The 11,789-nt window shown below is 53.9% G+C and carries 11 protein-coding genes, 4 pseudogenes and 1 riboswitch; of the genes and pseudogenes, 7 read left to right on the top strand and 8 right to left on the bottom strand.

Annotation, left to right across the window (positions count from 1 at the left end; all coding sequences use genetic code 11):
* Nucleotides 1–28: 28 nt before the first annotated feature.
* The 7 genes and pseudogenes from LU633_RS26055 to nudC all read right to left on the bottom strand — a co-directional run.
* A pseudogene (locus LU633_RS26055) lies at nucleotides 29–283 on the bottom strand (hypothetical protein); the annotation flags it as partial.
* 199 nt (nucleotides 284–482) lie between these two features.
* Nucleotides 483–923 (bottom strand): annotated as a pseudogene (gene tnpA / locus LU633_RS01485) (IS200/IS605 family transposase); the annotation flags it as partial.
* A 167-nt stretch (nucleotides 924–1,090) separates the two neighbouring features.
* Nucleotides 1,091–1,363 (bottom strand): nucleoid-associated protein HU-alpha, encoded by a 273-nt coding sequence (gene hupA / locus LU633_RS01480; protein WP_002438605.1) that lies wholly within the window; start codon nucleotides 1,361–1,363, stop codon nucleotides 1,091–1,093.
* A 188-nt stretch (nucleotides 1,364–1,551) separates the two neighbouring features.
* Complete coding sequence (locus LU633_RS01475) at nucleotides 1,552–2,142, bottom strand: YjaG family protein (protein ID WP_016191404.1); 591 nt, start codon at nucleotides 2,140–2,142, stop codon at nucleotides 1,552–1,554.
* Between the two features lie 67 nt (nucleotides 2,143–2,209).
* Entirely contained in the window at nucleotides 2,210–2,878 is a 669-nt protein-coding gene (nfi, locus tag LU633_RS01470) for a deoxyribonuclease V (protein ID WP_016191405.1), read from the bottom strand.
* A gap of 1 nt (nucleotide 2,879) precedes the next feature.
* The gene (gene hemE, locus LU633_RS01465) at nucleotides 2,880–3,947 is read right to left on the bottom strand and encodes a uroporphyrinogen decarboxylase (protein ID WP_016191406.1); all 1,068 of its coding nucleotides are present in this window, start codon (nucleotides 3,945–3,947) and stop codon (nucleotides 2,880–2,882) included.
* 38 nt (nucleotides 3,948–3,985) lie between these two features.
* Nucleotides 3,986–4,759 (bottom strand): NAD(+) diphosphatase, encoded by a 774-nt coding sequence (gene nudC, locus LU633_RS01460; protein WP_016191407.1) that lies wholly within the window; start codon nucleotides 4,757–4,759, stop codon nucleotides 3,986–3,988.
* Between the two features lie 85 nt (nucleotides 4,760–4,844).
* Here nudC and LU633_RS01455 point away from each other — a divergent pair, with 85 nt between their 5' ends.
* From LU633_RS01455 to thiH, 7 genes and pseudogenes are all read left to right on the top strand, one after another.
* On the top strand, nucleotides 4,845–5,354 hold the full coding sequence (locus LU633_RS01455) for an Rsd/AlgQ family anti-sigma factor (protein WP_016191408.1): 510 nt from the start codon (nucleotides 4,845–4,847) through the stop codon (nucleotides 5,352–5,354).
* Between the two features lie 119 nt (nucleotides 5,355–5,473).
* Nucleotides 5,474–5,574, top strand: a riboswitch (TPP riboswitch).
* Between the two features lie 91 nt (nucleotides 5,575–5,665).
* Nucleotides 5,666–7,600 carry a phosphomethylpyrimidine synthase ThiC gene (gene thiC / locus LU633_RS01450; RefSeq protein WP_016191409.1) on the top strand — a complete coding sequence of 645 codons (1,935 nt, stop codon included), beginning with the start codon at nucleotides 5,666–5,668 and terminating at the stop codon, nucleotides 7,598–7,600.
* The gene (gene thiE / locus LU633_RS01445) at nucleotides 7,597–8,244 is read left to right on the top strand and encodes a thiamine phosphate synthase (RefSeq protein ID WP_016191410.1); all 648 of its coding nucleotides are present in this window, start codon (nucleotides 7,597–7,599) and stop codon (nucleotides 8,242–8,244) included. Before thiC ends, thiE begins: the two co-directional genes overlap by 4 nt.
* Complete coding sequence (locus LU633_RS01440; RefSeq protein ID WP_016191411.1) at nucleotides 8,234–8,995, top strand: HesA/MoeB/ThiF family protein; 762 nt, start codon at nucleotides 8,234–8,236, stop codon at nucleotides 8,993–8,995. Before thiE ends, LU633_RS01440 begins: the two co-directional genes overlap by 11 nt.
* Nucleotides 8,979–9,179 carry a sulfur carrier protein ThiS gene (gene thiS, locus LU633_RS01435; protein WP_016191412.1) on the top strand — a complete coding sequence of 67 codons (201 nt, stop codon included), beginning with the start codon at nucleotides 8,979–8,981 and terminating at the stop codon, nucleotides 9,177–9,179. The genes LU633_RS01440 and thiS overlap by 17 nt, the downstream gene beginning before the upstream one ends.
* A gap of 2 nt (nucleotides 9,180–9,181) precedes the next feature.
* Complete coding sequence (locus tag LU633_RS01430) at nucleotides 9,182–9,958, top strand: thiazole synthase (RefSeq protein ID WP_016191413.1); 777 nt, start codon at nucleotides 9,182–9,184, stop codon at nucleotides 9,956–9,958.
* Nucleotides 9,955–11,085, top strand: a pseudogene (gene thiH, locus LU633_RS01425) (2-iminoacetate synthase ThiH). The gene LU633_RS01430 and the pseudogene thiH overlap by 4 nt, the downstream one beginning before the upstream one ends.
* A 58-nt stretch (nucleotides 11,086–11,143) precedes the next feature.
* On the opposite strand, the pseudogene LU633_RS01420 reads toward thiH, so the two are convergent.
* A pseudogene (locus LU633_RS01420) lies at nucleotides 11,144–11,742 on the bottom strand (IS110 family RNA-guided transposase); the annotation flags it as partial.
* Nucleotides 11,743–11,789: the final 47 nt, after the last annotated feature.

The following is an 11,789-nucleotide window of genomic DNA, read 5'->3' as shown; positions in this document are numbered from 1 at the left end:
TGATGCACCAGGGAAGGTGCGCTTCACGCTAGCGAGAAAGGGTCTGCTGGAGTGCGGAAACGGATGTCCTTGTATGTTTTGTTTGACATAGAGGTATACACTCTATGTGTTTTTCCTGATGCTGCGCATGACCGGTGTCCAGGGATCTCACCCCCTCTTCCACTGACATGGTGAGATCCTCCATCTCCAACAAAACCCAATCATTGTAACCGCACATCCGTACCACATAAAAGAACGCTTTCCACCACTGCAAGTCGTGGCCACAACCTACGGCAACATAATTTCATGCACGACGCACGGCGTGCACGGTAGAATGGTGTCATCGTGTGGGTACCACACAAAATAAACATCGTTGCCGCTGAAGAAACACAGCAGCGGAGGAAAAACAACGCGTGGACAGTGAAGTCTGACCTGAGTAAAAAGCCACCTGCATAGCAGGTGGCTTTGACACTGCCCCCTAAAAGGGGGCTTAAACACCACCTTTCCAGTCCGAGCTGTATGTGCCTTTCTTCTTCCTCTTTGACAACTTTGTCCTGGTACCGCACATACCTTCGAATTACTTCTTCTTTTGCACCCACCGAATCCACAAAATACCCTCTTTGCCAAAAGTGGTCACACCAAAGCTTGTGCTTCCTGAGATAAGGAAACTTCTCGAACAGCCTGATGTCCGTTCTCCCTTTCACAAATTCTATCAACTCAGAAACACCCAAGCCCGGCGGCGTCCTCACCACCAGATGCATATGATATATCTGCACATTTAGCTCAACTACTGTGCATTTTTTCATATTGCTGTAAATGTAGATGCTGCGGTAAACCTCTTTACCGAGATTACCTTTGAGGGTGTTGTATCTGTACTTCGGTGTCCATACGAGATGATACTGACAGCGATAGGATACGTGGGAAGCGGATTCATATCTGCTCATGCTATTTACTCCTTGATTTGCTGGTAACAAACCGGGGCAGTATTTAGCATGAGCATTCTACCGGCAAAGCCCCACATGAACGATGACCACCTCCACAGGAGGTGGTTTAGTGTTGATAACAAAAGGGGCTTACGCCCCCCTGCTTAAAACTTTTCACCGTCACACGATTACTTAACAGCGTCTTTCAGTGCTTTACCAGAAACAAATGCCGGTACGTTAGCAGCAGCAATTTTAATCTCTTTACCAGTCTGCGGGTTGCGGCCAGTACGTTCAGCACGGTGATTCACTTTAAAAGTACCAAAACCAACCAGTTGTACAGCATCACCTTCTTTCAGAGACTCAGTAATCGCAGCCAGGGTGGATTCCAGGGCAGCTTTAGCCTGGGTCTTAGACAGGTCCGCTTTGTCCGCAATTACATCAATCAGTTGAGTCTTGTTCATAAGTTGTCCTTACAGTGTATTTATCGCTTGCTAAACATCGAGTGCGAGGGAAAAACCAGATTCTGGCACTCTCCTGCATACACGCACCGATAGCCACTTTTTTCAGCCCCACAAATGTAGACCAGACTGGGGGCGAATGTGAAGCCTTAAGGCGCTACAAATCAGGCCTCAAGCCAGGTTTTCTCACCTTATTGCTGAAATTTTATACCAATATTGCTCATACCCGATTCCCGCAGATCAGAACGCAGTCCTTTTATCAATTCCTGGTCTCTTTCCTCGCAGGCACTGAGCAGGCGGAAAATCTCCCACTGAATATCCCATTCTTCTTCAACCGCAGGGTTTTCTCTCAGCTCTTCATCACTCATTTCACGCTCCGCCTGCGTCATTTCCAACATCGCCACGCTGGTAATTGACGCTTCGCTAACGGCAATAGCATGGGAGAGCGTATCGCCACTTAACCGGGAATGCAGCAGTTCGCTCAAGGCAACACAGGCATCAATGGCAGGATAGACACCGTACAGATCGTAATCGTCCGCTGCCGGGATTGCCTCTTCCAGCTTTTCAAGCTGGGTGTCAAAGTTAACTTTGACATCTTTCACCAGCAGCGTCTCCCAGACTAGGTCGAGAATACGGCGATAAAGCTGCCCCTCACCAAAGCCGGTCTGCTGGCAAAATGCCCAATAATTCGGGTTCATACGCTCACACAGGCAAGCCATGAAAGTAATGTGCTGCCAGCTTTCCAACTTTTCCAGCCGCAGGTGGATCGGATTACGTAACATGATGGAATCTCTTTAACAAAATCGTGCGCGTCATGCAGTGTAACCGAAAAGCATCCGCCCCACACGGTTAACCCTGTGCCAACAGCCGCAGGAAAGCAGGACGACGTGATGCCACCGCATCCGCCCAGCGGGTAGGCTCCGGCAGTCGATAACCTTGCAGGCAGTTTTCCACCCAGTGCAACGCGGTATCCGAACTGACCCGGTGACCGGGCGAGATAAACAGCGGATTACAACGCAACTTACTGCGTAACACCCAACCCAGCTGTTCGCCCTTATCCATCAGCGCCTCACGGGAGCCGGGAGATGCCGCCAGCGGTGCACATTCGCCACACAGACGACGTTTTGCCACGCCAATGGTTGGCACATCCACCAGCAGGCCAAAATGGCTGGCAACGCCAAGGCGGCGGGGGTGTGCAATCCCCTGGCCATCAACGAACAGCAGATCGGGTTGATGCTGCAATTGTTGCCAGGCTGCCAGCAACGCAGGACATTCACGAAAGGAAAGAAAGCCAGGGATATAAGGCATCGTGGTGGCAACCCGCGCTACATGGTGTTCCACCAGCCTCAGAGAGGGGTAATCCAGAATCACCAGCGCAGCACGCGTCACCTCTCCGCCCTGTTCGAACCCGACATCCGCCCCGGCAATCAGGCGCGGTGGCATTACCTCAAAATCATCTTCACGCACCACCTCTACGGCACGTTTCAGCTGCTCTTGCTTTAATGCCTGGATGTCCATGTTATCCCTGATGATACTGACGGGAAAGCCTGTGCACCGCCTCCACAAAGACACCAGCATGCTCAGGCGGCACGTCCAGATGGATACCGTGCCCCAAATTGAATACATGGCCCTCGCCATGACCGAAGGCGTTTAAAATATAGGTGACTTCCTGTTCAATACGTTCGGGCTGCGCGTACAGCATGGATGGATCCATATTTCCCTGCAACGCTACCTTGTGACCGACACGGTGCCGTGCATCGGCGATGTCGGTGGTCCAATCCAGTCCTAACGCATCACAGCCAGTCTCTGCCATCGCCTCAAGCCACTGGCCTCCACCTTTGGTGAAAAGCGTGACCGGCACCCGACTGCCTTCATTTTCATGCAGCAGCCCGTCAACAATTTTGTGCATGTAGTGCAGCGAAAACTGTAAATAATCACGACCGGTCAACACGCCACCCCAGGTGTCAAAAATCATCACCGACTGAGCACCGGCGCGGATTTGCGCATTGAGATAAAGCGTGACGCTGTCCGCCAGCTTATCAAGCATCAGATGCAGCGTTTCTGGTTCCGCATACATCATCTTTTTCAGTTTGGTAAAAGCTTTGCTGCTGCTACCCTCCACCATATAGGTTGCCAGCGTCCACGGACTGCCGGAGAAACCAATCAATGGCACCTGACCCTGTAAATTTTTGCGGATAGTGCGCACGGCATTCATCACATAGCCCAGCTCCTGTTCCGGGTCCGGCACGGGCAGCTTTTCCACATCCGCCCGGCAGGTCACCGGAGATGAAAAACGTGGGCCTTCACCAGCCTCAAACCAGAGGCCTAATCCCATCGCATCAGGGATCGTCAAAATATCGGAGAAAAGGATTGCCGCATCAAGCGGATAACGGCGCAGCGGCTGCAGCGTAACCTCACAAGCCAGTTCTGCGTTTTTGCACAATGACATAAAATCCCCGGCCTGGGCGCGGGTGGCTTTGTACTCCGGCAAATAGCGCCCGGCCTGCCTCATCATCCACACGGGGGTGGCATCTACCGGTTGGCGCAACAGTGCGCGCAGATAACGATCATTTTTCAGTTCAGTCATGTTTATGGCTCTCTGTTTGCAGTCGCGCAGTATAACATTCATTGTTCCGCAGCGCGGCAAAGCGCAACGGTGTCTTCAATCAGGCGCCGTGCGACAGTGCCTGGCGGCGGCAGGAACGGCAGCGCATCAAAGCGATACCAGCCCGCATCCAGCAGTTCTTTTGGATCGATGACAATCTCACCACAGTGATAATCGGCCATAAACGCCATCATCAACGACTGAGGGAAAGGCCACGGCTGTGACGACACATAACGCAGATTCTTTACCGTAATGCCGCTTTCTTCCATCACTTCACGCGCCACGGCTTGCTCTAGCGTTTCCCCCACCTCAACAAAACCGGCCAGTACCGTATAAATACCGTTACGATGGCGAGTATGCTGCGCCAGCAGGATCCTGTCGTCACGACGAATAGCAACAATAATACAGGGAGCAATTTGCGGGTAGTAACGTTGACGGCAGTGGTTGCACAGGCAGGCCCATTCGGTTCTGCTGTGACGCATTTTATGCCCGCAGTAGCCACACCACTGATGCGACCGATAAAATTCAGCCAGCTGCACGCCCCGCCCGACAAGCTGGAACAGACCAACATCCTGATCAAGCAACTGCCGCAGCGAGGCCATTCCCTCTTTACGGCTGGCGCAAACCAGAAAAACCGGTTCGCCCAACCACTCACCGAGCAACATTCCCTGGCTACCCACCAGCCCCAACGCATCGGCGCGCCCCTTCGGAAGCTGGCACTCCGGTAACCAAAGTTTCTGTTCATGGCTGACAACCCACCATCCAGCGTCTACGCTTGAGATCTCACGTTGCATAAGTTTGCTCATCCTCCGCTTCACAGGCATTCAGTATCACGGGATTGCAGTCAGACAATCAAAAATAACACTTACGGAGTCACTCATGCTAAACCAGTTAAACGTTCTGACCGCCCGTGTTGGCGGATGCAGTGACCTGGTGGACTTTTGTCTGCAATCGCGTAAGCAGTTGCTGGTTGCTTATTATCAAATGGTTGGCATCAAGCCTAACAAGGATTCGCTGACCACGCTCGATCAAAACGCGCTGGATACCTTCTGCCAGACGCTTGTGGATTATCTTTCCACGGGCCACTTCACCATTTACGAACGCTTTATTAAAGAGATGGAAGGCAGCGAGCAGCTGGCAAAAGCAGCCATCATTTATCCTTCGCTACGTTCGAACACCGAGCAGATTATGCAGGTATATGATTCTCATTTTGAAAATGCCATTGATGATGATAACTATCTGGCATTTCAACAGGCGCTGTCAGAAATAGGAGAGGCGCTGGAAGCGCGTTTCTCCCTGGAAGACAAGTTTATTAATCTGGCGCTGGACAGGAACGCTCTGCGGCTGGAGGATGCAGCTAACAATGCTGCCCTGGTGCGTCCGGCCTGAAAAACGATGGATTCGTAAAAACCTTGTAGTTTCCAGAAAGCCCTTTTATGATGAAAGGGTAATCATGTGGTCGCAAGTATGCGACCACTTTTATTCTGCTGCCCTGTGAGGTGGCAAAATTCTTCTTGTCGGAGTGCCCTTAGGGGCTGAGACCGTTTATTCGGGATCCGCGGAACCTGATCAGGTTAGTACCTGCGAAGGGAACAAGAGTAACGATTCAGTACGGATCTGACGCCCTACGGGCATCATTTTCTGCACTTACTCCTGCCGAACTCCAGACAAGCCATTTTTCCCTTACTGAGGAATGCGCTATGTCTACCGTTGATAAAAAATCCACCCGCCGTGAACAGCGAGCTGAAGCCCAACAATTTATTGAATCGCTTCAGGGCAGTGCTTTTCCCCGTTCAAAACGAATTTATCTGACGGGTTCCCGTGAGGATATCCGGGTTCCCCTGCGGGAAATCCAGCTCAGTCCAACGCCGATTGGCGGCAGTGGCGGCAACCCACAATTTGAAGAAAACGAGCCGGTACCGGTTTATGATACCGCCGGGCCTTACGGCGATCCGGCAGCCGCTATCGATGTACAGCGCGGCCTGCCGTCCCTGCGGAAAAACTGGATCGCCGAACGTAACGACACACAGCCCATTGAACACCTTAGTTCGAACTACAGCCAGCAGCGTCTGGCGGATGACTCGCTGGACTCATTGCGTTTTGCTCACCGCGCCCAAACCCGCCGAGCCACGCCGGGGCGTCGTGTCACTCAACTGCATTACGCACGCCAGGGGACGATTACCCCGGAGATGGAGTTTATCGCACTGCGCGAAAACATGGGCCGCTCACGCATCCTTAGCGAGGAACTGCTGGCACAGCATCCCGGCAACAGTTTCGGTGCCCAGTTCCCGGACACCATTACGGCGGAGTTTGTTCGTCAGGAAGTGGCTGCCGGACGCGCCATTATCCCCGCCAATATCAATCACCCTGAATCGGAGCCGATGATTATTGGCCGTAACTTTCTGGTGAAAATCAATGCCAATATTGGCAATTCGACGGTCAGCTCCTCCATTGAAGAAGAAGTTGAGAAACTGGTCTGGGCCGTCCGCTGGGGAGCGGATACGGTGATGGACCTTTCCACCGGGCGTAACATCCATGAAACCCGCGAATGGATCCTGCGTAACAGCCCCGTACCGATTGGCACCGTGCCAATTTATCAGGCGCTGGAGAAAGTCAACGGCATTGCAGAAAATCTGAGCTGGGGCGTTTTCCGCGATACGTTGCTGGAACAGGCCGAACAGGGGGTGGATTACTTCACAATTCACGCTGGTGTGCTGCTGCGCTATGTACCCATGACGGCGAAGCGTCTGACCGGGATCGTTTCGCGCGGCGGATCGATTATGGCAAAATGGTGTCTGTCGCATCATCAGGAGAACTTTCTCTGGCAGCATTTCCGTGAAATCTGCGAGATTTGCGCGGCCTATGACGTATCGCTGTCGCTGGGTGACGGCCTGCGTCCCGGCTCCATTCAGGATGCCAATGATGAAGCTCAGTTTGCTGAACTGCGTACGCTGGGGGAACTGACCAACATTGCCTGGGAATATGATGTGCAGGTGATGATTGAAGGCCCCGGGCATGTACCCATGCAGATGATCCGCCGCAATATGACCGAACAGCTGGAACACTGCCACGAAGCGCCATTTTACACCCTTGGCCCACTGACCACCGATATTGCACCAGGCTACGACCACTTCACATCGGGCATTGGCGCGGCGATGATCGGCTGGTTTGGTTGTGCCATGTTGTGTTATGTGACGCCGAAAGAGCATCTGGGCCTGCCCAACAAAAAAGATGTTAAACAAGGACTTATTACCTACAAGATTGCAGCACATGCTGCCGATCTGGCCAAAGGTCATCCGGGCGCGCAGATCCGTGATAACGCCATGTCGAAAGCGCGCTTTGAATTCCGCTGGGAAGATCAGTTTAACCTTGCGCTCGATCCCCACACGGCGAGAGCCTATCACGATGAAACCCTGCCGCAGGAATCCGGTAAGGTTGCGCATTTCTGCTCCATGTGTGGTCCCAAATTCTGCTCGATGAAGATCACTCAGGAAGTGCGCGAATACGCCGCAAGGCAGGAGGCCGAAGCCAGAGCGATTGAAGTGGGCATGGCCAACATGTCAGCTGCTTTCCGGGAGCGGGGCGGGGAGCTGTATCAGCCGGTCACAGCAGGTTCGTCGGAGGAAAAAGTATGAAACCTTCTCCCTTTCCGGCAACGGCCAGGCAGCTGGGGCTTTATCCGGTAGTAGATTCCGTTACGTGGATTTCACGGCTGCTGGACGCGGGTGCCCGTACGATTCAACTCCGTCTTAAAAACCTGACGGAAGACGCTGCCGGGCAGCAGGTGGCGGACGCTGTCGCGCTGGGGTATCGCTACCAGGCGCGTCTGTTTATCAATGATTATTGGCGGCTGGCCATCAAACATCAGGCTTATGGCGTACATCTGGGGCAACAGGATCTGGACAGTGCAGACCTGTCGGCCATTCAGCGCGCCGGTCTGCGGCTGGGATTGTCCACCCACGATGATGTGGAGCTGGATCGCGCGCTGGCCATACGCCCCTCGTATATTGCGCTGGGTCATATCTTCCCAACGCAAACCAAACAGATGCCCTCAGCACCCCAGGGGGTGGAAGAACTAAAGCGCCACGTTTCCCGGCTGCCGGGAATTTCTACCGTTGCGATTGGCGGCATCAGCCTGGCGCGCGCCCCTGTGGTACTGGCTACCGGCGTCGGCAGCATTGCCGTGGTCAGCGCCATTACGCAGGTTTCAAACTGGCAAAGCGCCACGCAGCAGCTTCTGGCGCTGGCAGGCCAGGGAGGCGACCCACATGTTCAGTGACAGCGATTTTATGCGCTATAGCCGCCAGCTGCTGCTGGAGGAGTTTGGCGTTGATACCCAACAAAAGCTGTTTAACAGTCGCGTGCTGATCGTTGGGCTGGGCGGTCTGGGTTCACCCGCCGCGCTCTACCTTGCCGCCGCAGGGGTGGGGACGCTGCTGCTGGCTGATGACGATACCGTGCATATCAGCAACCTTCAACGTCAGATTCTGTTTCATACCCATCAAAGTGGGCAGCGGAAAACGGAGATAGCCCGGCAGCATCTGCTGTCACTCAACCCAACGCTGGAGGTTGTCACACTGGATCAGAGCATGAATACCGACACCTTAAAGCAGGCGATAAAGTTGGTCGATATGGTGCTGGATTGCAGCGATAACATGCCGACACGCCATGCCATAAATGCTGCCTGCCTGCACCATGCCATTCCGCTAATCAGTGCTAGCGCGACAGGCTTCAGCGGGCAATTGCTGGTGCTGACGCCGCCTTTTCAGCATGGGTGCTACCGCTGCCTGTGGCCGGATGAAGCCGAGCCAACGCGTAACTGCCGGACAGCAGGGGTGCTGGGGCCGGTGGTAGGCATCATGGGAACGATGCAGGCGCTGGAAGCCCTGAAAATGCTGGCGGGCCTGGCCTCCCCGCTTACGGGCAAGCTGCAGCTGTTTGATGGCCGCCAGCAAACCTGGAGAACGCTCAATCTTGAACGTAGCGCTTTATGCCCGCTATGCGGAGGTGGCCTTGAACATCATCATTAACGATGAAGCTTTCACTCTGCCAGCCACACTGACATTGGCCGCGCTGCTACAACAGCTGTCTTATCCGTCATCAGGTGTTGCGCTGGCGGTTAATCAGCATGTTGTGCCCCGCGACCGCTGGGCAGATCGCTACTTGCAGGAAGGGGATGAGCTGGTTATTTTTCAGGCCATCGCCGGAGGTTAAGCATGTTACAGATAGCCGATAAAACATTTTCTTCCAGCCTCTTTAGCGGCACGGGAAAATTTTCCAGCCCTGCTGTGATGCTGGAAGCCCTGAACGCCGCCAGGACTGAGCTGGTCACCCTGGCAATGAAAAGGATCGATTTGCGCGGCAACAATGACGATATCCTGCACCCATTACAGCAGCTGGGCGTACAGCTATTGCCTAATACCTCGGGCGCGAAAACCGCCGAAGAAGCGATTTTCGCCGCACGGCTGGCACGGGAAGCACTGGGTACAAACTGGCTTAAGCTGGAAATTCATCCTGACGTTCGCTACCTGTTGCCCGACGGTATCGAAACGCTGAAAGCCGCCCAAACCTTGGTGAAAGAGGGCTTCATCGTACTGCCCTATTGTCACGCCGACCCGGTGCTGTGCAAGAGGCTGGAAGAGGTCGGCTGCGCCGCCGTGATGCCACTTGGCGCACCTATTGGCAGCAATCAGGGGCTTAAAACCCGTGATTTTCTGGCGATTATCATTGAACAGGCACAGGTTCCGGTGATCGTGGATGCTGGACTGGGCACCCCCAGCCACGCATGCGAGGCGATGGAGATGGGCGCGGACGCCGTGCTGGTCAACACCGCCATCGCCACTGCCAGTGATCCAGTCAATATGGCGCACGCCTTCCGCCGGGCGGTGGACGCTGGCACACTGGCTTGCCGCAGTGGACCCGGCCGCCGCCAGCAACAGGCCTGCGCCACCAGCCCACTGACACGATTCCTCACTGAAGGAACCGCGCAATGAAAAGCTTTATTTCACAATGGGAAAAGCTGAACTGGGATGATATTCGCCTGCGAATTTACGGCAAAACTGCTGCTGACGTTGAACGGGCGTTAAATGCACAAAGGGTGAGTCGCGAAGATCTGCTGGCATTACTGTCCCCGGCAGCCATGGCCTATCTTGAGCCACTGGCGCAACGCGCGCAGTTACTGACACGACAACGCTTTGGTCATGCGGTAAATCTGTTTGTGCCGCTGTATCTTTCCAACCTTTGTGCCAACGACTGCACCTATTGCGGCTTTTCCATGAGTAACCGGATTAAACGTAAGGTCCTGGATGCACAAGAGATTGCGCGGGAATGCCGCGCTATCCGCGCACTGGGGTTCGATCAGCTATTGCTGGTGACGGGAGAGCACTAGGGCAAAGTCGGGGCGGACTATTTCCGGGAACATGTGCCTGCCATACGTCCACATTTCAGCTCGCTGATGATGGAAGTGCAGCCGATGAGTGAAGCGGACTATATCGGGCTGAAAAAACTGGGACTGGACGGCGTGCTGGTCTATCAGGAAACCTATCATCCAATGGTGTATCGCCAGCATCATCTGAAAGGCAACAAGCAGGATTTCTTTTTCCGGCTGGAAACCCCTGATCGCCTGGGCCGTGCCGGGATGGACAAAATCGGCCTGGGAACGCTGATCGGCCTATCGGGCTGCTGGCGCACCGACTGCTATATGATGGCGGAACATCTGCTTTGGCTGCAAAAAAAATACTGGCAGAGCCGCTATTCGGTGGCATTCCCTCGTTTACGGCCGTGCGTGGGAGGGATTCAGCCTGCATCGCTAATGGATGAAGCACAGCTGGTACAGGTCATTTGTGCGTTCCGGCTGTTTGCACCTGAGGTAGAACAGTCACTTTCAACGCGTGAATCGCCGCAATTTCGCGACCATGTTGTGCCACTGGCAATTAATTCTCTTAGTGCCTTTTCAAAAACCCAGCCCGGCGGCTATGCCGATGGTAAAAACGAGCTGGAGCAGTTCTCTGCGCACGACGAACGCCATCCACAGCAGGTGGCAAATGCGCTGATCGCATCTGGAATGCAGCCGGTCTGGAAAGACTGGGACCCTTATCTCGGTCGCCATCAGGCACGGTAATACCATACACATTTCAAACAGGTGTAAAGCCTGATTAACCGACAGCGTGTCTACCGCGCAATGCCGTTTCAGGCCCGGTGATCTGTTCGACAAGGTAAAGATAATGAGCATGTAAGCGCATCAGCAACTGTGCCAGATAGTGTGGAAGTTCATTCTCTGCAAGGACGGTTGAAAGCTGTTTTATCACTGCGGCTCCGATTGGGAATACTGCTGCCAAATTCCAGTAAAAAAGCATGCATCTTATTGGTTGTTTTGACTTTATCTCTGAGAAGCGATTCCCTGACGCGGTGAAGTGCCCGCATGGCCTGCCGGGCTTCAGTTCGTGGTTGCACAAATCGCATTGAGGGACGGGGTTCTGCTTCGCATATGGCTTTCGCATCGACAAAATCGTTCCTGTTGCTCTTAACAAAAGGGCGGACGAACTGCGGAGAAATCAATTTTGCTTCATGGACTAAATCAGCGAGCCGGCGAGCCATAAAATGGGCGCCGGCGCTGGCTTCCATCACAACGGTAGCCGATGTGCAGCCAGCCAGAAACTCAATAAGTTTGGTACGGGCAACCTTTTTACGTAGTAATGCCTTGCCTGATTTATCCTGGCAGTGAATGTGGAAGGAATGCTTGCCGAGAACGGATACCAATACACGTAACGTTTTGCATGATGGCCTTCCCCAGAAAGAAAAACCCCCTGTCAGCGTAGCGCTCAC

It is taken from the genome of Erwinia tracheiphila (assembly GCF_021365465.1).
GTDB classification, from domain to species: Bacteria; Pseudomonadota; Gammaproteobacteria; order Enterobacterales; family Enterobacteriaceae; genus Erwinia; species Erwinia tracheiphila.
This window is presented reverse-complemented; position numbering and strand designations above follow the sequence as displayed.